At 74.8% G+C, this 21,337-nt stretch carries 24 protein-coding genes; 16 read left to right on the top strand and 8 right to left on the bottom strand.

The features are described 5' to 3' along the window. Positions 1–198: 198 nt before the first annotated feature. The 3 genes from abc-f to IE326_RS30200 all read left to right on the top strand — a co-directional run bounded on the left by abc-f (position 199) and on the right by IE326_RS30200 (position 3,273). Entirely contained in the window at positions 199–1,797 is a 1,599-nt protein-coding gene (abc-f, locus tag IE326_RS30190; RefSeq protein ID WP_190043845.1) for a ribosomal protection-like ABC-F family protein, read from the top strand. A gap of 320 nt (positions 1,798–2,117) precedes the next feature. Further along, entirely contained in the window at positions 2,118–2,339 is a 222-nt protein-coding gene (locus tag IE326_RS30195; protein ID WP_006123601.1) for a helix-turn-helix domain-containing protein, read from the top strand. A 133-nt stretch (positions 2,340–2,472) separates the two neighbouring features. Then, complete coding sequence (locus IE326_RS30200) at positions 2,473–3,273, top strand: enoyl-CoA hydratase/isomerase family protein (RefSeq protein WP_150227557.1); 801 nt, start codon at positions 2,473–2,475, stop codon at positions 3,271–3,273. Positions 3,274–3,279: 6 nt separating this feature from the next. Here IE326_RS30200 and IE326_RS30205 read toward each other — a convergent pair whose 3' ends face one another. Then, positions 3,280–3,972 carry a hypothetical protein gene (locus tag IE326_RS30205; RefSeq protein WP_190043846.1) on the bottom strand — a complete coding sequence of 231 codons (693 nt, stop codon included), beginning with the start codon at positions 3,970–3,972 and terminating at the stop codon, positions 3,280–3,282. Between the two features lie 93 nt (positions 3,973–4,065). Between IE326_RS30205 and IE326_RS30210 the strand changes: the two genes are divergently transcribed. The 5 genes from IE326_RS30210 to amaP are packed head-to-tail and all read left to right on the top strand — an operon-like array spanning position 4,066 to position 6,402. After that, positions 4,066–4,518 (top strand): Asp23/Gls24 family envelope stress response protein, encoded by a 453-nt coding sequence (locus IE326_RS30210; protein WP_150227555.1) that lies wholly within the window; start codon positions 4,066–4,068, stop codon positions 4,516–4,518. 48 nt (positions 4,519–4,566) lie between these two features. After that, positions 4,567–4,758 carry a hypothetical protein gene (locus tag IE326_RS30215; protein ID WP_030746309.1) on the top strand — a complete coding sequence of 64 codons (192 nt, stop codon included), beginning with the start codon at positions 4,567–4,569 and terminating at the stop codon, positions 4,756–4,758. 6 nt (positions 4,759–4,764) lie between these two features. Continuing rightward, positions 4,765–5,136 (top strand): Asp23/Gls24 family envelope stress response protein, encoded by a 372-nt coding sequence (locus IE326_RS30220; protein ID WP_150227554.1) that lies wholly within the window; start codon positions 4,765–4,767, stop codon positions 5,134–5,136. After that, positions 5,133–5,792 (top strand): DUF6286 domain-containing protein, encoded by a 660-nt coding sequence (locus IE326_RS30225; protein ID WP_150227553.1) that lies wholly within the window; start codon positions 5,133–5,135, stop codon positions 5,790–5,792. The genes IE326_RS30220 and IE326_RS30225 overlap by 4 nt, the downstream gene beginning before the upstream one ends. A gap of 10 nt (positions 5,793–5,802) precedes the next feature. Further along, a complete protein-coding gene (amaP, locus tag IE326_RS30230; RefSeq protein WP_150227552.1) occupies positions 5,803–6,402 on the top strand; it encodes an alkaline shock response membrane anchor protein AmaP in 600 nt (199 codons plus the stop codon). Positions 6,403–6,447: 45 nt separating this feature from the next. On the opposite strand, the gene IE326_RS30235 is transcribed toward amaP, so the two are convergent. The 6 genes from IE326_RS30235 to IE326_RS30260 all read right to left on the bottom strand — a co-directional run bounded on the left by IE326_RS30235 (position 6,448) and on the right by IE326_RS30260 (position 12,066). Next, positions 6,448–7,203 (bottom strand): SDR family oxidoreductase, encoded by a 756-nt coding sequence (locus IE326_RS30235; RefSeq protein WP_150227551.1) that lies wholly within the window; start codon positions 7,201–7,203, stop codon positions 6,448–6,450. Between the two features lie 4 nt (positions 7,204–7,207). Further along, positions 7,208–8,992 carry a glycoside hydrolase family 15 protein gene (locus tag IE326_RS30240; protein WP_190043847.1) on the bottom strand — a complete coding sequence of 595 codons (1,785 nt, stop codon included), beginning with the start codon at positions 8,990–8,992 and terminating at the stop codon, positions 7,208–7,210. A gap of 34 nt (positions 8,993–9,026) precedes the next feature. Then, complete coding sequence (locus IE326_RS30245) at positions 9,027–9,860, bottom strand: SURF1 family cytochrome oxidase biogenesis protein (protein WP_190043848.1); 834 nt, start codon at positions 9,858–9,860, stop codon at positions 9,027–9,029. Positions 9,861–9,956: 96 nt separating this feature from the next. Further along, on the bottom strand, positions 9,957–10,190 hold the full coding sequence (locus IE326_RS30250) for a metallothionein (RefSeq protein ID WP_037706760.1): 234 nt from the start codon (positions 10,188–10,190) through the stop codon (positions 9,957–9,959). A gap of 64 nt (positions 10,191–10,254) precedes the next feature. After that, a complete protein-coding gene (locus IE326_RS30255; RefSeq protein WP_150227548.1) occupies positions 10,255–11,223 on the bottom strand; it encodes a DEDDh family exonuclease in 969 nt (322 codons plus the stop codon). A gap of 57 nt (positions 11,224–11,280) precedes the next feature. After that, the gene (locus IE326_RS30260; RefSeq protein WP_190043849.1) at positions 11,281–12,066 is read right to left on the bottom strand and encodes a TetR/AcrR family transcriptional regulator; all 786 of its coding nucleotides are present in this window, start codon (positions 12,064–12,066) and stop codon (positions 11,281–11,283) included. Positions 12,067–12,208: 142 nt separating this feature from the next. On the opposite strand from IE326_RS30260, the gene IE326_RS30265 reads away from it, so the two are divergent. From IE326_RS30265 to IE326_RS30300, 8 genes are all read left to right on the top strand, one after another. Continuing rightward, on the top strand, positions 12,209–13,006 hold the full coding sequence (locus IE326_RS30265; protein ID WP_190043850.1) for an acetoacetate decarboxylase family protein: 798 nt from the start codon (positions 12,209–12,211) through the stop codon (positions 13,004–13,006). After that, positions 13,006–13,890 carry an SDR family NAD(P)-dependent oxidoreductase gene (locus tag IE326_RS30270; protein ID WP_150227545.1) on the top strand — a complete coding sequence of 295 codons (885 nt, stop codon included), beginning with the start codon at positions 13,006–13,008 and terminating at the stop codon, positions 13,888–13,890. The genes IE326_RS30265 and IE326_RS30270 overlap by 1 nt, the downstream gene beginning before the upstream one ends. Positions 13,891–13,910: 20 nt before the next feature. Further along, positions 13,911–15,218, top strand: a complete 1,308-nt coding sequence (locus IE326_RS30275; protein WP_150227544.1) for an amidohydrolase family protein — start codon at positions 13,911–13,913, stop codon at positions 15,216–15,218. Then, complete coding sequence (locus IE326_RS30280; RefSeq protein ID WP_150227543.1) at positions 15,215–16,465, top strand: amidohydrolase family protein; 1,251 nt, start codon at positions 15,215–15,217, stop codon at positions 16,463–16,465. Before IE326_RS30275 ends, IE326_RS30280 begins: the two co-directional genes overlap by 4 nt. A 24-nt stretch (positions 16,466–16,489) precedes the next feature. Next, positions 16,490–17,200 carry a VIT1/CCC1 transporter family protein gene (locus tag IE326_RS30285; RefSeq protein WP_190043851.1) on the top strand — a complete coding sequence of 237 codons (711 nt, stop codon included), beginning with the start codon at positions 16,490–16,492 and terminating at the stop codon, positions 17,198–17,200. A 107-nt stretch (positions 17,201–17,307) separates the two neighbouring features. Next, positions 17,308–18,189, top strand: a complete 882-nt coding sequence (locus tag IE326_RS30290; RefSeq protein WP_190043852.1) for a sterol desaturase family protein — start codon at positions 17,308–17,310, stop codon at positions 18,187–18,189. Positions 18,190–18,314: 125 nt separating this feature from the next. Further along, complete coding sequence (locus tag IE326_RS30295) at positions 18,315–18,929, top strand: lysoplasmalogenase (RefSeq protein WP_229915784.1); 615 nt, start codon at positions 18,315–18,317, stop codon at positions 18,927–18,929. A 15-nt stretch (positions 18,930–18,944) separates the two neighbouring features. Beyond that, positions 18,945–19,988 (top strand): zinc-dependent alcohol dehydrogenase family protein, encoded by a 1,044-nt coding sequence (locus IE326_RS30300; protein ID WP_190043854.1) that lies wholly within the window; start codon positions 18,945–18,947, stop codon positions 19,986–19,988. Here the strand turns inward: IE326_RS30300 and IE326_RS30305 are convergent. Further along, complete coding sequence (locus IE326_RS30305; protein ID WP_190043855.1) at positions 19,978–21,294, bottom strand: CoA transferase; 1,317 nt, start codon at positions 21,292–21,294, stop codon at positions 19,978–19,980. The two genes, IE326_RS30300 and IE326_RS30305, sit on opposite strands and share 11 nt — an antisense overlap. Positions 21,295–21,337 lie beyond the last annotated feature (43 nt).

Below are 21,337 nucleotides of genomic sequence, written 5' to 3' on the forward strand. Positions count from 1 at the left end.
TGTTCCCTCTGTTGGGCAGTGAGAGAAAAGTCCCGATATCGCCCTGTCGCCCGCATGGCCGAAAACCAGTTGCAGGCGCCCGATAGAATGGCCGCATGGACATTCTCCCCTGGGACATCCTCCCCTGGGTGCACTAGCGGCGTCGCAGCCCGTCACCAGTCGTCATCCGCCGTACCCCCACCGCCCTGGAGTCTGTCCGTGATCACCGCTTCCGGCATCGAGCTGCGCGCCGGCGCCCGCATCCTCATCGAGAACGCCTCCTTCCGCGTCGCCAAGGGCGACCGCATCGGCCTCGTCGGCCGCAACGGAGCAGGCAAGACCACCCTCACCAAGTGCCTGGCCGGCGAGGGCCAGCCCGCCGCCGGCACCATCGCCCGCTCCGGCGAGGTCGGCTACCTCCCGCAGGACCCGCGCACCGGGGACCTCGACGTCCTCGCCCGCGACCGCGTCCTCTCGGCCCGCGGCCTGGACGTCCTCATCCGCAAGATGCGGATGAACGAGGAGCGGATCGCGACCGGCTCCGGCGCCACCCGCGAGAAGGCCCTCAAGCAGTACGAGCGCCAGGAGACCGAGTTCCTCACCAAGGGCGGGTACGCCGCCGAGGCCGAGGCGGCCACCATCGCCGCCGCCCTCGGACTGCCCGACCGGGTCCTCGGCCAGCCGCTGCACACCCTCTCCGGCGGTCAGCGCCGCCGCATCGAGCTCGCCCGCATCCTCTTCTCGGACGCCGACACGCTGCTCCTCGACGAGCCGACGAACCACCTCGACGCCGACTCCATCACCTGGCTGCGCGACTACCTGAAGGCCTACCGCGGCGGCTTCATCGTCATCTCCCACGACGTCGACCTGGTCGAGACCGTCGTCAACAAGGTCTTCTACCTGGACGCCAACCGCTCCACGATCGACGTCTACAACATGGGCTGGAAGCTCTACCAGCAGCAGCGCGAGGCCGACGAGAAGCGCCGCAAGCGCGAGCGCCAGAACGCCGAGAAGAAGGCCGCCGCGCTCAACTCGCAGGCCGACAAGATGCGCGCCAAGGCCACCAAGACCGTCGCCGCGCAGAACATGGCCAAGCGCGCCGAGCGCCTGCTCTCCGGCCTGGAGGCGGTCCGCGTCTCCGACAAGGTCGCCAAGCTGCGCTTCCCGGAGCCCGCGCCCTGCGGCAAGACCCCGCTCACCGCGGAGGGCCTGTCCAAGTCGTACGGCTCCCTGGAGATCTTCACCGACGTCGACCTGGCCATCGACAAGGGCTCCCGGGTCGTCATCCTCGGCCTCAACGGCGCCGGCAAGACCACCTTGCTCCGCCTCCTCGGCGGGGTCGAGAAGCCCGACACCGGCCAGGTCACCCCCGGCCACGGCCTCAAGCTCGGCTACTACGCCCAGGAGCACGAGACCCTCGACCCGGAGCGCACGGTCCTGGAGAACATGCGCTCCGCCGCCCCCGACCTCGACCTGGTCGAGGTCCGCAAGACGCTCGGCACCTTCCTCTTCTCCGGCGACGACGTGGACAAGCCGGCCGGGGTGCTCTCCGGCGGCGAGAAGACCCGGCTCGCGCTCGCGACCCTGGTCGTCTCCTCGGCCAACGTGCTCCTGCTCGACGAGCCCACCAACAACCTCGACCCGGCCAGCCGCGAGGAGATCCTCGGCGCGCTGCGCACCTACAAGGGCGCGGTCGTCCTGGTCACCCACGACGAGGGCGCCGTCGAGGCGCTCGACCCGGAGCGGATCATCCTGCTCCCGGACGGCGTCGAGGACCTGTGGGGCCCGGACTACGCGGACCTGGTCGCCCTCGCCTGACCCGGGACTGGATCATTCGGCGCAGCGCCGGATCCGTCATCTGAGTGAGAAGGTCTCGTACCTCCGTCACGGGCCCTGCCGAATCCTTCCGGCAGGGCCCGTGGCGTATGCGCGCGCTCTTCACTCCGCTGACCTGCCGGTCCCTTGATCCATTCGCCCGAGGGGCGGGTTCCGGCCGTGCGGAATGGGGGGCTCCGTTCGTGAGGACGTCCTACTCGTCCGCAAACCCGGCAGGACGGACCTTGTCGAATGGGTGGCCAGGACGACGGGTAGGGGTGATCATGAGAAGTCCAGAGCGCACTTCCCATGAGGAGGCACGGGTGGCCGAGACTCTGAAGAAGGGCAGCCGGGTGACCGGCGCCGCGCGCGACAAGCTCGCGGCAGACCTGAAGAAGAAGTACGACTCCGGTGCGAGCATCCGGGCGCTGGCCGAGGAAACCGGCCGCTCCTACGGATTCGTCCACCGGATGCTCAGTGAATCCGGAGTCACGCTGCGCGGTCGCGGCGGGGCGACACGAGGCAAGAAGGCAGCCTCGGCCTGACGCCGGGGGCGGCTCGGCCGGGTCCATCGGGACGTCCCCGGTGGGCACCCGGTCGGTCCTGCGACCGGCCGGGTGGTTACTGTGCAGTCACTTAGCATCGGATGCAGTGCTGCACCGGAACCGGAGGCGCCCCATGACCACGCCCGACGACGCCCAGCTCGTCTTCGACAAGGACGGTGTACGGCTCACCGTCGAGGACGCCGTTGCCACGGTGACCCTGACCAATCCGGCGAAGCGCAACGCCCAGTCTCCCGCTCTGTGGCGGGCGTTGACGGAAGCCGGCCGGTCTCTTCCGGGCAGCGTGCGGATCGTCGTCCTGCGCGCCGAAGGCCAGTCCTTCTCCGCGGGACTCGACCGACAGGCCTTCACGCCCGAGGGCTTCGACGGAGAGCCGTCCTTCCTCGACCTCGCACGGGGTTCCGACGCGGACCTCGACGCGGTCATCGCCGAGTACCAGGAGGCGTTCACCTGGTGGCGCCGCAGCGACCTCGTGTCCATCGCGGCCGTCCAGGGCCACGCCATCGGTGCGGGCTTCCAGCTCGCCCTCGCCTGTGACCTGCGGGTCGTCGCCGAGGACGTGCAGTTCGCGATGCGCGAGACCAGCCTGGGCCTCGTCCCGGACCTCACCGGGACGCACCCGCTGGTCTCCCTCGTGGGCTACGCCCGCGCGCTGGAGATCTGCGCCACCGGCCGCTTCGTCCACGCGGACGAGGCCGAGCGCATCGGCCTGGCCAACATCGCCGTGCCCGCCGCCGAACTCGACGCCGCGGTACGGGACCTCGCCGCCGCCCTGCTCGCCGCGCCGCGCGACGCGGTCGTCGAGACCAAGGCGCTGCTCCAGGGCGTCGCCGGCCGCTCCTACGAGGAGCAGCGCGTCGCCGAGCGCGCCGCCCAGGCCCGCCGCCTGCGCGACCTCGCGGGCCTCGGCGACTGACACGCCCTAGCGCAGCTCCGTCACGAGGACGGTGACCGCGGCGCCCGAGGGGGCCGCCGCGGCCGCCGCCGTGCGCGCCGCCCGGGCCACCTCGGCCGGCGGGCGGCCCGCCGTGACCGCGCACTCCACCCGCACCGCGTCCGGGCCCCGGTGCACCGGCGGGCCCAGCGCGTCCGTCACCCCCGCCACCCCCGGCACCCGCAGCACCGCCAGGGCCACCGGGTCGTCCGTCGCGGGCGAGGTCCGGCCGGGCGCCGGGGGAGCGGGCTCCTCCTCGGGTGCCCGGTCCAGCAGGTCCGTCACCCGCAGATCGGCCTCCGTCACCGCCAGGCCCAGCCCCTCCGCCGCCGCGAGCAGCACGGCCCGCACCTCCTCCGCCGTCTCCGGCAGCGGTCGTCCCGCCACCGCCGCGAACTCCGCGTCGATCCGCAGCGGCCCCGGCGGCAGGCCGCCCGGCGGCACCGGGAAGGACCCGTCCGGGGGCGCGGCGAAGGCCCCGCCGGCCGGGCCCCCGTCCGCCGCGCCGATCCGCAGCGCGCCCGGCACCGCCCCCCGTACGGCCGAAGCCGCCCGGAGCAGTACCTCCCGGGCCGCCCGCTCCGCGAGCCAGGTCCCCTCCGCCGCCGTGCCGAGCGGCAGCAGCCTGCCCGGCGCCAGGCGGTCGCGGACCGCCGCCGTCCATCCGTCACCCGTCGTCATTCCCCCAGCCTGCCGTATCCCCGGAGCGAGGTCGGGTAACCGGCCTTAGTGTGAGCGAAGAAGCCCGAAATATCCCAGAAGGGGCTGAATCTGATGACGGACAGCGAACGCAGTGCCGAGAACAACCCGATCGCCAAGCGGGGCGGCGGCGCCCCGGCCTCCCGGGGCCGGACGACCATCGCCGACGGGGTGGTCGAGAAGATCGCCGGAATGGCCGCCCGTGACGTCGACGGCGTCCACGCCATGGGCAGCGGGTTCTCCCGCACCCTCGGCGCCGTGCGCGACCGCGTCCCCGGCGGCGGGAACAAGGCCGGGGTCACCCGGGGCGTCAAGGCCGAGGTCGGCGAGGTGCAGACCGCCCTCGACCTGGAGATCGTCGTCGAGTACGGCTTCTCCATCGCCGACGTCGCCGGGGCCGTCCGGGAGAACGTCATCACGGCCGTGGAACGGATGACCGGCCTGGAGGTCGTCGAGGTCAACATCGCGGTCAGCGACGTCAAGCTGCCCGACGACGAGGACGAGGAACCCGAGTCGCGGCTCCAGTAGCCGGCCGGCGGGGGAACGGGGACCGAAGAGCCCGGAAAGGGGTTCAGGATGAACATGGCGGTGGTCGGCCTGCTGGCCGGCATGGGTCTCGGCTTCGCCGGATACTTCGGCGGCTTCGGGGCGTTTCTGCTGGTCGCGGCCCTCGGCGCGATCGGCTTCGTGGTCGGGCGCTTCCTCGACGGCGACCTCGAACCCGGGGACCTCCTCCGGGGCCGCGACCGCGGCGACCGGCGGCGGTGACCGCGGGTGGCCACGGACGTCACGGAGCGGGTGCCGCAGCCGGCCCCGGTGCGCGAGCGCGGGGCGACCACGATCGCCGACCGGGTGGTCGCCAAGATCTCCGCACGCGCCGCCCGGGAGGCCCTGGGCGGCGTGCCGGAGGGCGGCCGCCCGCCGCACGCCTCGGTCGTGGTCCACCGGGACGCGGCCCGGATCTCGGTCAGCGTGGAACTCGGCTACCCCGCCGACGTGGGCCGCCGCTGCGGCGCCGTCCGCAGCCGGGTCCGCAGCCGGGTGGAGCAACTGGTCGGCATGGAGGTCCACGAGGTCGCCGTGCACGTCGAGCGCCTCCACTCCCCGCGCACCGCCCCCACCGCCAGGAAGGGCCGGACGGCATGACCACACCCGAACGGCCCACCGTCCCCGCCCCGGCGCCCCCCGCCCCGGCGGACGGACCCGGCGGCGCCGAGGACGTCCCCGTCCTCGCGGGGACCGGACCGGACGCCGAACGGGTCCGCCGCTTCTGGTCCGCGCGACGGATCCCCGCCGCGCTGCTCGCCGCCGTCGTCCTCGGCGGCGCCGGACTCCTGCTGTACGACGTGGCCGCCGTCCGCGCCGGCCACACGGCCATGAGCTGGCGGCGCGAGCTCGCCGACGGCCTCGCGACCCACTCCCTCGACGACACCGCCGTCCTCGCGGGCGCCGCCGTCGCCGTCCTGCTCGGCGTCTGGCTCCTGGTGCTGGCGGCCACCCCCGGCCTGCGGTCCGTGCTGCCGATGCGCCGCGAGCACCCCGACGTCCGGGCCGGGCTCGACCGTGAGGCCGCCGCGCTCGCCCTGCGCGACCGGGCCATGGAGGTGTCCGGCGTGCAGTCCGTGAAGGTCCGGGTCGGCCGCTCCAAGGCCGCCGTCCGGGCCGTCTCCCACTTCCGGCCGCTCGACGACGTCCGGACCGAGGTGGAGGCCGTCCTCGCCGGCGGCGTCCGGGACCTGGGGCTCGCCCGCCCGCCCGCACTCACCGTCCGGGTGGACCGTCCGTCCGACAAGAAGGGGTGAGGAAACCGCCGTGAACGCCCCCGTCACCGCCGTCCTCCGGCGCGTCAACAGGATCCTGCTCGGCCTCGCCGGGCTGCTCCTCGTCCTCGTGGGCGGCGCCGTCCTCGCCGCGGGCCTCGACCTGTCCGTGCCGTCCTGGTGGCCCTGGTCGGGCCCCTCCGACGTGCTGCTGTCCGCCGCCGACCGGCGGCGGTGGCGCGACGAGGGCTGGTGGTGGCCGGCGGTCATCGCGGCCCTCGGGATCGTCGTCCTGCTCGCCCTGTGGTGGCTGCTCGCGCAGTTCCGCCGGGCCCGGCTCGCCGAGGTCCTGGTCGACACCGGCGACGGCGACGCCGCCGTGCTGCGCGGCCGGGCCCTGGAGGACGTCCTGGAGGCGGACGCCGCCGCGCAGGAGGGCGTGGTCCGCGCGAAGGCCGTCCTCACCGGCCGCCGCACCGCCCCCCGTACCCGCGTCGCGCTCCTCCTGGAGCCGTACGCCTCCCCGGGCGACGCCCTGACCGGACTGAGCGGCGAGGCGCTGGCCCGCGCCCGGACCTCCGCGGGGCTCGCCGCCCTGCCCACCGAGGCCCGCCTGCGAGCCGTCAAGCACCGGGCCCGCCGGGTCAACTGACCCGGCGCCGGCCGACGGGGGCCCGGGAGCCGCGGCGACGAGGGCTCAGAAGCCGTGGCGGGCGCCGCCGTCGACCGGGAGCATCACCCCGGTCAGGTAGGAGGCGGCGGGGGAGAGGAAGAAGGCGGCCGTGCGGCCGAACTCCTCCGGCGTGCCGTAGCGGCGCAGCGGGATCCTCGCCTCGTTGGCCGCCCGGGCCGCCTCCGCGTCGCCGGAGAGCGCGTCGAGCTGCCGGACCCGGTCCGTGTCGATCCGGCTCGGCAGCAGGCCGATCACCCGGATCCCGCGGGGACCCAGGTCGTCGGAGAGGGACTTGGCGAAGCCGGCGAGACCGGGGCGCAGCCCGTTCGAGATGGTCAGGCCCGCGATCGGCTCGTGCACCGACCCCGACAGGACGAAGCCGATCACCCCGCCGTCGCCGAGCGTCTCGGCGGCCGCCCGGGCGAGCCGCACCGCGCCGAGGAAGACGGTGCCGAAGGCCGCCGCCCACTCCTCGTCGGTGTTGTCCGCGGCGAAGCCCGGCGCCGGGCCGCCCACGCTGATCAGGATGCCGTCGAAGCCGCCGAACCGGGCCCGGGCCTCCGCGATCAGCCGCGCCGGGGTCGCCGGGTCGTCGTTGTCGGCGGCGAGGCCCGCCGCCCCCTCGCCCAGCTCCGCGACCGCCTCGGCGACGGTCGCCTCCTCGCGCCCGGTGACCAGCACCCGGGCGCCCTCGGCGAGCAGCGCCTCCGCAGAGGCCCGGCCGAGCCCCCGGGTCGCGCCGGTCACGACGTACACGCGGTCCTTCAGTCCAAGATCCATGGGCCTATCCTGCCGCCTCGTCCCCGGCGAGGGCGAGCGCCGTGCCCACCAGCCCGATGTGGCTGAACGCCTGCGGGAAGTTGCCGAGCTGCCGGCGCGTCACCGGGTCGTACTCCTCGGCGAGCAGCCCCACGTCGTTGACCAGCCCCGCGAGCCGCTCGAACAGCTGCCGGGCCTCCGCCTCCCGGCCGGTCGCCCGCAGCGCGTCCGCGAGCCAGAAGGAGCAGACGAGGAAGGCGCCCTCCTGGCCGGGCAGTCCGTCGACCGCGCCCGGGCCGGGGGTGTAGCGCCGCAGGAAACCCCCGTGGTCGAGCCCGGCGCGCACCGCGTCCACCGTGCCCACCACCCGGGGGTCGTCCGGCGGCAGGAAGCCGACCCGGGGGATGAGCAGGGTGGCGGCGTCGAGTTCGGCCGAGCCGTACGACTGGGTGAAGGTGTTCCGCACCGGGTCGTACGCCCTCGCGCACACGTCCGCGTGGATCTCGTCCCGCAGCGCCCGCCAGCGGCCCGGGTCCCCGGGCAGCGAGGGGTCAGCCTCCAGGGTGCGCACCGCCCGGTCGGCCGCGGCCCAGGCCATCACCTTGGAGTGGGTGAAGTGGCGGCGGGGCCCGCGCACCTCCCACAGCCCCTCGTCGGGCTCGCGCCAGTGCGACTCCAGGAAGCCGAGCAGGCTCAGCTGGAGGTTCCAGGCGTGCCGCTCGGCCGGGATCCCGGCCTCGCCCGCGAGGTACAGGGTGTCCATGACCTCGCCGTACACGTCGAGCTGGAACTGCTCCACGGCCGCGTTCCCGGTGCGGACGGGGAGCGAGTCGGCGTAGCCGCGCAGCCAGGGCAGCGGGGTCTCGGGGAGCCGCCGCTCGCCGGCGGGCCCGTACATGATCTGGAGGTCGGCGGGGTCGCCGGCGACCGAGCGGAGCAGCCAGTCGCGCCAGGCCGCCGCCTCGTCGGCGTACCCGGCGGCGAGCAGCGCGCCGAGGGTGAGGGAGGAGTCGCGCAGCCAGCAGGCCCGGTAGTCCCAGTTCCGCACCCCGCCGAGCTCCTCCGGCAGGGAGGTGGTGGGGGCGGCGACGATCCCGCCGGTGGGGGCGTAGGTGAGCGCCTTGAGGGTGATGAGGGAGCGGATCACGGCGGAGCGGTACGGTCCCCGGTAGGTGCAGCGGGCCGTCCACTCCCGCCAGTCGGCGAGCGACTGCTCCAGGGCCTCGAAGGGGTCGACGAGCGGGGGCCGCCGCTCGTGGGAGGGGTGCCAGGTGAGGACGAAGGCGACCTTCTCCCCGGCGGCCACGGTGAAGGAGGAGCAGGTGGCGTACTGCTGGCCCCAGGTCTTCACCGGCGGCTCGCTGCGCAGCCAGACGGCGTCGGGGCCCGCGACGGCGACCCGGTGCCCCTCGGACCTGCGCACCCACGGCACGATCGAGCCGTAGTCGAAGCGGAGGCGCAGCACGGAGCGCATCTCCACCCGGCCGGTGACGCCCTCGACGATCCGGACGACGTCCGGGGCGCGGTCGCGCTGGGGCATGAAGTCGGTGACCCTGACGGTGCCGGTACGGGTCTCCCAGAGGGTCTCCAGGACCAGGGAGTCCTCGGCGTAGCCGCGCGAGGCGCAGGTGCCGGCGCCCTGGGGGGCGATCCGCCAGTGGCCGTTGTCCTCGTCGCCGAGGAGGGCGGCGAAGCAGGCGGCGGAGTCGAAGCGGGGCAGGCACAACCAGTCGATCGAGCCGTCGCGGGCGACGAGCGCGGCGGTCTGGAGATCGCCGATCAGGGCGTAGTCGTCGATGCGTCGGGTCACGCTCTGGGCTGTTCCCGCAAGCGGCGGCGGTCAATCAGCGGGGCGGGGCGGCCCCGACCGCGCCGGCCTCCTCGCCGGTCTCCTCCCGCGGTGTCCCCGGGGCGCCGCCGGGTTCCGCGGCGGCCGCCTCCCGGTCGCGCTTCTCGCGGCGGGCGAGGACGAACCAGCCGACGGGCACGCCGGCGGAGAAGAGCCACCACTGGACGGCGTACGCCATGTGGGCGCCGATCGAGTCGTGGTCCGGTTCGGCGATCTGTTCGGGGGAGCCGCCGGCCGGTTCCGGCGCGGTCTGCTCGACGTAGCCGCCGAGCACCTCACGGCCGATCAGCTCGGCCTGCTGCCGGCTGCTGATGAGCATCACCTGGCGGTCGGGCAGGCCCTTGAGGTCCTTGATGCCGCTGGCGCCGGTGGTCTCGTCGGCCTTGAGGCGGCCGGTGACGGTGACCTCGCCCCGGGGGGCGGGCGGGACGTCGGGGTAGTCGCGCTGGTTGGCGGCGGCGGGCACCCAGCCCCGGTTGACCAGCACGATCCGGCCGTCCTTCAGGACCAGCGGGGTGAGGACGTGCGCGCCGACCCGGTCGTCGGAGGAGGTGCGGCGCCGGACGACCACCTCGTGGGCGGTGTCGAAGGTGCCGGTGGCGGTGACCCGGCGCCAGTAGTCCTCGCGGGGGACGACGTGGCCGGGGGAGGTGAGCTCCTCGACCGGCACCGGCCGGGCCTCCAGGTTGTCCGCGATCAGGGTGTTCTGGGCGACCCGGCGTTCGTGCCGGTGGAACTGCCAGAAGCCCAGCTCGATCATCACGGGGATGAGGACGAGGGCGACGAGGGTGAGGATCACCCACTGCCGGGACAACAGGAAGCGGTACACCCCACGACCGTACGACACGGGCGCGAGGTGTCCGCACACGGGGTCGGGTGCCGGAGCCACCCGCTCAGGAATCGTTTCCTCACGTGCCGTTCCGGGTCACACCCGGTCGACGATGCCCGCCTTCCCCTCGGCGCGGGCGCAGTGGGCGCCGCAGTACCACTTCCCGTCGGCCTCGACGCCCTGCCCGATCACCTGGACCCGGCAGTGCTCGCAGATGGGCGCCATGCGGTGGATGGCGCAGGCGAAGCAGTCGAAGACGTGCACCGCGCCCTGCGCGTGCACCTCGAAGGACATGCCGTAATCGTTTCCGCAGACCTCACAACGTGCCATGCGCCACAGGGTGGGCCCCCGGGCCCGCGCGCGCCGCGCGGCACGCCCGCCGGGGGCCGGGGCGTCACCCGTCTGCCGGGGCCACGTCCCGCAGCAGGTGGGCGTAGGCGGCCTCGTCGACGACCGGGGTGCCGAACGCCTTCGCCTTGACCGCCTTGGAGGTGCCGGCGTCCGGGTCGTTGGTCACCAGGAGGCTGGTCAGCCGGGAGACGGAGGTGGCGACGTGCAGCCCGGCCTCGACCGTGCGGTCCTCCAGGAGCTCGCGGTCCACGGAGGTGTCGCCGGAGAAGGCCACCCGCATGCCCTGCTTGAGCGGCTTGTCGGTCTCGTACCGGCCGGGGTTGGGGTACGGGCAGGCGGGCCGCTTCCGCGAGGGGCGCCAGCCCCCCGCGCGGTACGCGGACCCGGCCGGGGTGCGGGCGGGCGAGGAGGCCCACTCGGTGAGCGGACGGCACTCCAGGAGGGGCAGCCGGACGCCCCGCTCGGCGGCGGCGCGCAGGCTCGGGCGGAACGCCTCGGCGAGCACGCGCGCGTCGTCGAGGGCGTTGTGCGCGCGCTGCTGCACCACCCCGAAGTGGGCGGCCAGCGACTCCAGCTTGTGGTTGGGCAGCGGCAGCGACAGCTCCTTGGAGAGCGCGATGGTGCACAGCCGCTGCCGCACGGGCGCGGTGAGCTCGGCGCGGGCGTACTCCCGGGCGATCATCTGCCAGTCGAACATCGCGTTGTGCGCGACGAGGACCCGGCCGTCGAGCCGGGCCGAGAACTCCTCGGCGATCTCCGGGAAGAGCGGCGCCCCTTCGAGGACGTCGCTGGTGAGGCCGTGGATCCAGACCGGGCCGGGGTCCCGCTCCGGGTTCACCAGCGTGTACCAGTGGTCCTCCACCTCGCCCCGCGCGTCGAGCCGGTAGACGGCGGCGGAGACGATGCGGTCGTCGCGGGCGAGACCGGTGGTCTCCACGTCGACCACCGCGTACCCCTGCGGGTAGGCGGTCGGCCACGTCGCTGCTGTCGTGCGGTCGTCGAGCATGGTCATTGAGAATACGGCCCGCGACCGACACCCCCGCCCCCGCTGTCCTCGATGTCCGCTATGTCACTCCCGGTCGGGGTGCCGGGGCGGGGGCGGGACCCTGTCGGTGGTCGGGACTCCACCAGTGGTCGGGGCTCCACCGGCGGCCGGGATCCCACCGGCGTCCGGGCCTCCGTCGGCGGCCGGGGCCCCGTCAGCGGCCGGGAGTCCACCGGCATCAGGGACCCCGTCCCCGTCCGCCAGGAGCCCCCGCACCAGCGCGCGCACCGAGGCCGCGAAGAGCCGCCCGGTGTCCGGCGGGGCCGCCAGGGCGCGGGCCAGCGGGGGATCCGCGTCGGCGGTCTCGGTGCGCCACAGCTCCTCCTCCGCCGGGGACTGCGCGGGCGACCGCTCGCGGTTGCGCTCCAGGAGCACGTGGCCGACGGTCTGGAAGGAGACCGCGCGGACCAGCTCCGCCGCCCGCTCCCCGCGCAGCCCCGCCGCGTGCGCCTCCCGGACCAGGGCCCGCTGGGCGGGCAGGAACATCCGCTCGGTCAGGCCCCGCTCGTGGACCATCGCCACCAGGTGCGGGCGCTCGCGCAGCGCCCGGCGCAGGGCGTGCGCCACCGAGGCGATCCGCTCCACCGGGTCCCGCCCGCGCGGCCGGATCGCGCTCAGCTCGGCCACCGTCCGCTCGGCCAGCGCGTCGAGCAGCGACTCGCGGTTGCCCACGTGCCAGTAGATCGAGGTCACCGCGGTGTCGAGCGCGGCGGCGAGCCCCCGCATGGTGAGCCCGTCCGGGCCGTGCGCCCGCACCAGGGCCGCCGCCGCGTCCAGGACCTCCTCGCGGCTGAGCGCGGGCCGTGCCATCCCCATCCCCCTGACGTCCCGTCAATTCCCGTCGTGCACGGGTCTTCACCCTTCATCGACGGCGGTGTAACAGTGTTACAGGCCGTCGCCCCGACAGGTCGGGGAGGCCGGCGGCCGCATCCGTCCGGAAGGGTGGTACGACATGGCACGCGTACGGTACGGGGCGCGCACCGCGGCGGAGACCGCCGTCGCCCGCGCCGCGGCGGCGAGGCTCCCCGACATCTGGTCCACCGGAGTGGTCGCCCTCTGGGAGACCGACCCCGACGCGGTGGCGGCCGTCCTGCCGCCCCCGCTGGAACCCACCGGCCGCCCCCTGGTCCGGGTCACCATCAGCCGGGTGGACCTGCCGGGCTATCCGCTCGGCGCCGGCTCGGTCTCGGTGGCCGCCGCCCACGGCGCCGTCGAGGGCTGGTACCCGCTGGTCATGCCGATGACCCACGAGCGGGCCCTGATCGGCGGCCGGGAGGTCTTCGGCGAGCCGAAGAAGCTCGGCGAGGTCGTCGTGGAGCGCGACGGGCTGGTGGTGAACGCCCGCCTCGCCCGGCACGGCATCGCCTTCGTGGAGGTGCGCGGCGCCGTCTCCGGCCCGCTGCCGCCGCCCGCGCCCGCCGAGAGGACCGACTTCTACTTCAAGTTCCTGCCCGGCGTGGAGGGCGCCGGCTTCGACGCCGACCCGGTCCTCGTCCACTGCGTGCGGGGCGAGAAGGTGCGCCGGCTGGAGCGGCTCACCGGCGACGTCGTCCTGCGCGAGTCGATGTACGACCCCGTCGCCGACCTCCCGGTCCGCCGGCTCGTCGAAATCACCCTCGGCGAGAAGACCACCGACCAGCGCGGCCGGGTCGCCGGACGGGTCTCCGCCGAGGCCCTGCTGCCCTACGTCCACCAGCGCTACGACGACCCCGCGCAGATCCACGACGGCCCGCCGGAAGGAAGCGTCTGATGGAGCTCGGGGAAGGACAGGTCGCCGTCGTCACCGGCGCCGCGAGCGGCATCGGCCGGGCCATGGCCCGCCGCTTCGCCGCCGAGGGCCTCGCGGTCGTCCTCGGCGACGTCGAGGAGGGACCGCTCGCCGAGGCCGCCGAGGAGCTGGCGGCGGACGGGGCGCAGGTGCTCGCCCGGACCGTGGACGTCTCCGACCGGGACGCGGTACGGGCCTTCGCCGACGCCGCCTACGAGACCTTCGGCGCCGTCCACGTCCTCTGCAACAACGCGGGCGTCGGCTCCGGCGCCGAGGGCCGCATGTGGGAGCACGAACCGAACGACTGGAAGTGGGCCTTCGCGGTCAACGTGTGGGGCGTCTTCCACGGCGTCCAGGCATTCGTCCCCCGCATGCTCGCGGGCGGCGAACCCGGCCACGTGGTCAACACCTCCTCCGCCGACGGCGGCATCGCCCCGCTGCCCACCGCCTCCGTCTACGCCGTCACCAAGGCGGCCGTCGTCACCATGACCGAGTCCCTCTACGCCCATCTGCGGGCCGAGCAGGCGCGCGTGGGCGCGTCCGTCCTCTTCCCCGGGCCCCACATGCTCCGCACCGGCCTGTGGGAGTCGCACCGCAACCGGCCCGGGCGGTACGCCAAGGAGCGCCCGCGCCGCACCCCGTACCGCTCCCTCGACCAGTGGGAGGCCGCCATGAAGGAGGCCGGCCACGAGATCGCCTTCACCCCGGTCGAGGAGGTCGCCGAGCACGTCGTCGAGGGGATCAGGGCCGACCGGTTCTGGATGCTCCCGGCGAGCGGGCACAGCGACCGGCAGATCACGGCGCGCTCGCGGTCCATGCTCGACCGCGCGAACCCGTCCTACCTGGAGAGCTTCATCCTCGACTGACCCGACCGAGGGGCATGGCCATGAGCTATGAGGACCCGTACCTGATCATCTCGTCCGACTGTCACGCCGGGCTCCCCACCGAGGAGTACCGGCCCTATCTGGAGTCCCGCTTCCACGGCGCCTTCGACGACTTCCTCGCCGGGCGCGAGGCCCGCCGCGAGGCGATGACCCGCCTCGGGGTCCGCAACGAGGACTTCGCGCACCAGTGGTTCAGCGACCACGAGGAGGGGCTGCGCGGCGGCTGGGACCACGCGCAGCGGATCAAGGAGCTGGACGGCGACGGCGTCGCCGCCGAGGTCGTCTTCCCCGACGCGGACGCCGTCGACAGCCAGACCGCCGCCCCCTTCGGCGTCGGCCTCGGCCTCTCGGGCGACCAGGACCCCGAGCTCGGCATGGCGGGCGCCAAGGCGCACAACCGCTGGCTCGCCGAGTTCGTCGCCCACGACCCGGCCCGGCACTGCGGCGTCGCCCTCCTCCCCGTCACCGCCGACGTCCGCGAGGTCGTCGCCGAGATCCACCGGGCCAGGGAGTCCGGCCTCGGCGCCCTGATGATCCCGTCCATGTGGGTCGACAAGGCGCCCTACCACGACCGGCGCTACGACCCGGTGTGGGCGGCCGCCGCCGAGACCGGGATGCCGGTCGTCACCCACTCCGGGGCCGCGCCCCGCGAGGAGTACGGCGACCACCTCGGCATCTACGTCTCCGAGGTCACCTGGTGGCCCGCCCGGCCGCTGTGGTTCCTGCTCTGGTCCGGGGTCTTCGAGCGGCACCCGGGCCTGCGGTTCGGCGTCGCCGAGTCCGGCTGCTGGTGGCTGCCGAACCTGCTGTGGTTCATGGACCGGCTCTACCTCGGCGCCCACGGCGGCAAGAAGCTCTCGCCCTTCGCCGAGCTGCGGCGCCCGCCGAGCGAGTACCTGGACCGGCAGGTCTTCGTCTGCGCCACCAACACCAAGCGGCGCGAGCTGGCGCAGCGGTACGAGATCGGCGTCGACAACATCCTGTGGGGCTCGGACTTCCCGCACCCCGAGGGCACCTGGCCGAACACCCGGGCCTGGCTGCGCAGCACCTTCCACGACATCCCGGTGGGGGAGACCCGGCGGATGCTGGGCCTGGCCGCCGCCGAGGTCTTCGGATTCGACGTCCACCGGCTGGATCCGATAGCCAGGCGGATCGGTCCCACCCCCGCCGACCTCGGCCAGCCCGCCGACCAGACCGCCGTCGAGGCGTCCTGGGCCCGCTCCCGCGAGACCGGCCGGCACTGGCTCACCGGCGGCGACTTCCCGGTCACGGGCCCGGCCGCCGGTCCGGCCGCGGGGGTGACCCCGTGACCGACCGCCCCGCCGCGGCCCCCGCCGACCGCTACACCGTGATCTCCGCCGACTGCCACGCCGGCGCCGACCTCCTCGACTACAGGCCGTACCTGGAGAAGCGGTTCCACGACGACTTCGACGCCTGGGCGGCCGCGTACGTCAACCCGTACGAGGACCTCCTCGCCGACACCGCCGACCGCAACTGGAACTCCGGCCGGCGGCTGCGCGAGCTGGAGGAGGACGGCATCGTCGCCGAGGTCGTCTTCCCCAACACCATCCCGCCCTTCTTCCCCTCCGCCTCCCTCATGGCCCCGGCCCCCACCCGGGAGGAGTTCGAGCGGCGCTGGGCGGGCCTGCGCGCCCACAACCGCTGGCTCGCCGACTTCTGCGCCGAGGCCCCCGGCCGCCGGGCCGGCGTCGCCCAGATCCTCCTGAACGACGTGGCCGAGGCCGTCCGGGAGATCCGCCGCGCCCGCGCGGCCGGCCTCACCGGCGGCGTGCTGCTCCCCGGCACCCCGCCCGGCAGCGGCCTGCCGGAGCTGCACTCGGAGACGTACGACCCGATCTGGGCCGTCTGCGAGGAGCTGGACGTCCCCGTCAACCACCACGGCGGCTCCGCCTCCCCGCCGCTCGGCGACGAACCCGCCGCCCGCGCGGTCTTCATGGTGGAGACCACCTGGTTCTCCCACCGGGCCCTGTGGCACCTGGTGTTCGGCGGCGCCTTCCGCCGCCACCCCGGCCTCAGGCTGGTCCTCACCGAGCAGGGCTCCGGCTGGATCCCCGGCGTGGTCGAGATGCTGGACTACTACCACGGGCGGCTGGTCGCGGCGGCGGGCCGGGCGGCCACCGCCGAGTCGAAGTTCGGCGCCGGGCTCGCCGACTCCATGGGCCGCAGCCCCGGCGAGGTCTGGCGGGACAACTGCTTCGTCGGCGCCAGCTTCATGCGCCCCCACGAGGTGCCGCTGCGCCACCGGATCGGCCTCGACAAGATCATGTGGGGCAGCGACTACCCGCACGACGAGGGCACCGCCCCGTACTCGCGCGAGGGGCTCCGCCTCGCCTACGCGGGCCTGCCGCGCGCGGAGGTGGCGGCGATGGTCGGCGGCAACGCGGCCCGCGTCTACGGCTTCGACCTCGCCGTCCTCGACCGGCTCGCGGCCGTCCACGGCCCGTCCGTCGAGGAGGTCGCCACCCCGCTGGAGAAGGTCCCGGACGGCGCCACCAGCCCGGCCTTCGCCCCGGGCGGGTCGGTCCGCGTCTGGTGACGCGGGGGGTGCGACCCTCCAGAGGTGACCGCACCCCCCGCACACGAGCCCCACGGCGGGGCACTCGGCTCCCGCCTCAACTGGCTCCGGGCCGCCGTGCTCGGAGCCAACGACGGCATCGTCTCCACCGCCGGCCTCGTCGTCGGCGTCGCCGGCGCCACCGGGGCCAGGGACGCCCTCCTCACCGCCGGCCTCTCCGGCCTCCTCGCGGGCTCCCTCTCCATGGCGGTCGGCGAGTACGTCTCCGTCTCCGTCCAGCGCGACTCCGAGACCGCCGCCCTCGCCACCGAGAAGCAGGAGCTCCACGAGAGCCCCGAGGCCGAGCTCGACGAGCTCACCGCCCTCCTCACCGCCCGCGGCCTCACCCCCGGCGTCGCCCGCGAGGCCGCCGAACAGCTCACCGAACGCGACGCCCTGCGCGCCCACGCGCGCGTGGAGCTCGGCATCGACCCCGACGACCTCACCAACCCCTGGCACGCCGCCTGGGCCAGCTTCCTCGCCTTCACCGTCGGCGCCCTGCTCCCGCTGCTCGCGATCGTCCTCCCGCCCGCCTCCCTCCGGCTCTGGATCACCGTCGGCTCCGTCCTCACCGCCCTCACCCTCACCGGCTGGTGGGCCGCCCGCCTCGCCGCCGCCCCCGCCCCGCGGGCCACCCTCCGCACCGTCGCGGGCGGCGCCCTCGCCATGGCCGTCACCTACGCGGCCGGCTCGCTCCTGGGCGTGGCCGGGGTGTGACCGGCGCCCGCTTGTCGGAAGCCGCCAAAGCCTGCTGACAAGCCGTCTCGCATACTTGTCGGTAACGGCGTCTAGCCCTCCGCGGGGGCGGGACCTACCGTCGACGCATGCCGAACCTGCCCGATGTCGTGCTCTGGTCCATACCGGCGTTCGTCCTGCTCACCGTCGTGGAGATGGCGAGCTACCGGTTCCACCCCGACGAGGACGCCGCCGGGTACGAGGCCAAGGACGCCGCCACCAGCATCGGCATGGGACTCGGCAGCCTCTTCACCGACCTCGTGTGGAAGGTCCCGATCGTCGCGGTCTACGCCGCCGTCCACGAGCTCACCCCGCTCCGCGTGCCCGTCCTGTGGTGGACGGTCCCGCTGATGCTGCTCGCCCAGGACTTCCTCTACTACTGGTCGCACCGGGGCCACCACGTCGTCCGGCTGCTGTGGGCCGGTCACGTCGTGCACCACAGCAGCCGCAGGTTCAACCTCTCCACCGCCCTGCGCCAGCCCTGGACCGGCTTCACCTCCTGGCCGTTCTACCTGCCGATGATCGCCCTCGGCGTGCACCCCGCCGCCGTCGCCTTCTGCTCCTCGGTCAGCCTCGTCTACCAGTTCTGGATCCACACCGAGCGCGTCGACCGGCTGCCCCGCCCCTTCGAGCACGTCCTCAACACCCCCTCCCACCACCGCGTCCACCACGCCTCCCAGGGCGGCTACCTGGACCGGAACTTCGGCGGGATCCTCATCCTCTGGGACCGGGCCTTCGGCACCTGGACCGGTGAGACCGAACGGCCCGTCTACGGCCTCACCAAGAACATCGAGACCTACAACCCGCTCCGCGTCGCCACCCACGAGTACGCCGCCCTCGCCCGCGACGTCCGCGCCGCCGGCGACTGGGGCGAACGGGCCGGCCGGATCTTCCGGGGCCCCGGCTGGCAGCCGGGTCCCCGCACCGCCCCGTCCCCCGACCCGACCGCCGCCCCGGAGCCCGCCGCGTGAGCACCCCCGACACCACCGCCCCCGACACCACCGCCCCCGACACCACCGCTCCTGACGCCACCGCCCGCACCGCCACCCCCGGCGCCCGCACCGCCGTCCCCGCCGGCCCCCTCGCCCTCCCGCGGATCCTGCTCGGCGCCTTCCTCCTCGCCGCCCTCGTCGACCTCGGCTCCCTCCTCGCGGGCGCGGACACCGGCCACCTGATCGCCAAACCGCTCCTGCTGCCGCTGCTCGCCGCCTATGCGGCCGTGCGGGGCGCCCCCCGGCTCCTCGTCGCCGCGCTCCTCCTCGGCTGGGGCGGTGACGTCCTCCTCATGCTCGACCCCGACTGGGCCTTCCTCGCCGGGATGGGCTCCTTCGCCGTCGGCCACGTCTGCTACCTGGTCCTCTTCGGCCGCCGCCGCACCTCCCCGGCCCTCGGCGTCCTCTATGCCCTCCTCCTCGCCGGCACCGTCGCCGCCCTCTGGTCCGGGCTCCCCGCCGACCTGCGGATCCCCGTCGCCGGCTACTCGCTGCTGCTCACCGCGACGGCGTACCGCTCCAGCTCGCTGGGGGCCGTCGCCGGCACCGGAGGCGCGCTGTTCCTGCTCTCCGACACCCTCATCGCCACCGGCATCGCCGGCCTTCCCCAGCTGCCGGCTCCGGACTTCTGGGTCATGCTGACGTACATCGCCGCCCAGTACCTCCTGGCCACGGGTGGCCTGAAAGCGATGTACGGTAAACGTCGTACAACAAGCTGACCCGGACGAGGAACCATGCGCGCCACCACCATTCACGCCCCCTTCGACATGCGCGTGGAGGAGGTGCCCGACCCCGTCGTGCAGGACCCCGCCGACGTCGTCGTGCGGGTCCTGCGCGCCTGCATCTGCGGCAGCGACCTGTGGGCCTACCGCGGCGAGTCCGCCCGGCAGCCCGGCCAGCGCATCGGCCACGAGTTCCTCGGCGTCGTCGAGGAGACCGGCTCCGAGGTCCGCGGCTTCCGGCCCGGCGACCTCGTCGTCGCCCCCTTCGTCTGGTCCGACGGCACCTGCGACTACTGCGCCGAGGGCCTCCAGACCTCCTGCCCGAACGGCGGCTTCTGGGGCTCCGCGGGCTCCGACGGCGGCCAGGGCGAGGCCGTCCGCGTCCCCTTCGGCGACGGCACCCTCGTCAAGCTGCCCGCCGACGCCGCCTCCGACGACCGGCTCCTGACCGCCCTGCTCGCCCTCTCCGACGTCATGGGCACCGGCCACCACGCCGCCCTCGGCGCGGGCGTCCGCCCCGGCTCCACCGTCGCCGTCGTCGGCGACGGCGCCGTGGGCCTCTGCGGCGTCCTCGCCGCCAAGCGGCTCGGCGCCGAGCGGATCATCGCCCTCGGCCGCCACCCCGCCCGCACCGACATCGCCCGCCTCTTCGGCGCCACCGACGTCGTCGCCGAGCGCGGCGAGGCCGCCGAGGCCGCCGTCCGCGAACTCACCGGCGGCCAGGGCGCCCACGGCGTCATCGAGGCCGTGGGCACCGAGCAGTCCATGCGGACCGCCGTGAACATCGCCCGCGACGGCGGCTCCGTCGGCTACGTCGGCGTCCCCCACGGCTCCGGCACCGGCCTCGACCTCTCCGTCATGTTCGACCGGAACATCGCCCTGCGCGGCGGCGTCGCCCCCGTCCGCGCCTACCTCCCCGAGCTGCTCGCCGACGTCCTCGACGGCCGCATCGACCCGTCCCCGGTCTTCGACCTCACCGTGGACCTCGACGGCGTCCCCGCCGGCTACCGGGCCATGGACGAGCGCACCGCCCTCAAGGTCCTCGTCAAGCCGTAGGACCGCCCGGGGCCGCCCACACCGGGGCGTCCGCCCCCGCGACGCCCGGCGGACGCGACCAGCCCGCCGGGCCGCCCTCGTACGCCACCGGTGACACCGCGTGCCGCAGCCGCCCCAGCGGCCCCTCCGACTCCGCGAGGTGCCGCCCGGGGTCGTACCGGGGCAGTCCGTGCGTCAGCCAGTGCCCGGTCTGCGCCAGCGCGAGGCGGACCAGACGGCTGCCGCCCTCCCGCTCCTGCTCGGTCAGCGAGCGCAGCACGGCCGCCGCGAGGAGGTAGCCGCTGCCGTGGTCGAGGGCCTGTGCGGGCAGCGCGCCCGGCTCCCCGGCCGTGCCCTCCGTGACCGCGATGCCGGTGGCCACCTGCACCAGGCTGTCGAAGCCGCGCCGCCCGCCCCACGGGCCGTAGTCGCCCCAGGCCGAGAGCCGGGCGGTCACCAGACCGGGCCGGTGCAGGTCGAAGCGGTCGAGCGCGCCCGGCCGGTAGCCGGTGACCAGCACGTCGGCCGCGTCGAGGAGTTCTCCGAAGGCGCGCCGGTCCGAGGGGCTGTCCAGGTCCAGGGCGGCCGTCCGCTTCCCGACGCCGGTGTCCGCGTGCTGGTCGGGCAGTTCCGGGCTGTGCGGCGGGTCGATCCGCAGCACGTCCGCGCCGAGCAGCGCCAGGGTCCGGGTGGCGACCGGGCCCGCGATCACCCGCGTCAGGTCGAGCACCCGCAGCGGCCCGTCCGCGCGCCGCCGCGGCGCCGCCCCGTCGAGCCGCTCCCGGGTCAGCAGCGGCCGGCCGGCCACCGCCCGGCCCTGCTCGTGGGCGGCCCACTCGCCGGGCGTGCGCAGGGCGACGGCCAGACCCCCGGCCGCGTACACCGCCGCCTCCGTCTCGACGGCGGTGCGCTCGCCGATCGCCTCCGCCACCGCGTCCACGGAGTCCGCGACGCCGAGCGCGGCGAGCAGCGCGGCCTTGTGGTGCGGGTAGTTGGCATGGGTGCGGACCCAGCCGTCGGACGCCCGCCAGAGCCGCGACAGCGGCGCGAAGTTCACCGGCGCCCGCCCGTCCACCCGCAGGTGGCGCTCGCTCACGAAGGCGGTCGCCACCGCCCCGTCGTCCACCCGTACGGGCCCCGGAAGCCCGGCCCGCTCCACCGCCGCGAGCCCGCAGACCGCCACCGTCGCCCGCGCCAGGTCCATCACCGGCAGCCGGGCGGGCAGCAGTCCCGACACCCCGCCGAACTCCACCCGGTCGACCAGGGCGGGATCGCCGCCCAGGACCGCCCACAGCGCTTCCGTACCGCTCCGTACCGTGCTTTCCATGCCCGCACTATGGCACTGAGTGCCACCCCTGGACGCGGAAAGG

The sequence above is a fragment of the Streptomyces filamentosus genome (assembly GCF_014654895.1).
Lineage (GTDB): Bacteria > Actinomycetota > Actinomycetes > Streptomycetales > Streptomycetaceae > Streptomyces > Streptomyces filamentosus.

Excerpts from the sequence above, each read along its gene's own strand:
- IE326_RS30305 (WP_190043855.1), bottom strand. The coding sequence starts at position 21,294 with ATGGAAAGCACGGTACGGAGCGGTACGGAAGCGCTGTGGGCGGTCCTG.
- IE326_RS30225 (WP_150227553.1), top strand. The coding sequence starts at position 5,133 with ATGACCACACCCGAACGGCCCACCGTCCCCGCCCCGGCGCCCCCCGCC.
- IE326_RS30270 (WP_150227545.1), top strand. The coding sequence starts at position 13,006 with ATGGAGCTCGGGGAAGGACAGGTCGCCGTCGTCACCGGCGCCGCGAGC.
- IE326_RS30260 (WP_190043849.1), bottom strand. The coding sequence starts at position 12,066 with ATGGCACGGCCCGCGCTCAGCCGCGAGGAGGTCCTGGACGCGGCGGCG.
- IE326_RS30290 (WP_190043852.1), top strand. The coding sequence starts at position 17,308 with ATGCCGAACCTGCCCGATGTCGTGCTCTGGTCCATACCGGCGTTCGTC.
- IE326_RS30300 (WP_190043854.1), top strand. The coding sequence starts at position 18,945 with ATGCGCGCCACCACCATTCACGCCCCCTTCGACATGCGCGTGGAGGAG.
- IE326_RS30215 (WP_030746309.1), top strand. The coding sequence starts at position 4,567 with ATGAACATGGCGGTGGTCGGCCTGCTGGCCGGCATGGGTCTCGGCTTC.
- IE326_RS30265 (WP_190043850.1), top strand. The coding sequence starts at position 12,209 with ATGGCACGCGTACGGTACGGGGCGCGCACCGCGGCGGAGACCGCCGTC.
- IE326_RS30235 (WP_150227551.1), bottom strand. The coding sequence starts at position 7,203 with ATGGATCTTGGACTGAAGGACCGCGTGTACGTCGTGACCGGCGCGACC.
- IE326_RS30210 (WP_150227555.1), top strand. The coding sequence starts at position 4,066 with ATGACGGACAGCGAACGCAGTGCCGAGAACAACCCGATCGCCAAGCGG.
- IE326_RS30250 (WP_037706760.1), bottom strand. The coding sequence starts at position 10,190 with ATGGCACGTTGTGAGGTCTGCGGAAACGATTACGGCATGTCCTTCGAG.
- IE326_RS30205 (WP_190043846.1), bottom strand. The coding sequence starts at position 3,972 with ATGACGACGGGTGACGGATGGACGGCGGCGGTCCGCGACCGCCTGGCG.
- IE326_RS30275 (WP_150227544.1), top strand. The coding sequence starts at position 13,911 with ATGAGCTATGAGGACCCGTACCTGATCATCTCGTCCGACTGTCACGCC.
- IE326_RS30200 (WP_150227557.1), top strand. The coding sequence starts at position 2,473 with ATGACCACGCCCGACGACGCCCAGCTCGTCTTCGACAAGGACGGTGTA.
- IE326_RS30255 (WP_150227548.1), bottom strand. The coding sequence starts at position 11,223 with ATGACCATGCTCGACGACCGCACGACAGCAGCGACGTGGCCGACCGCC.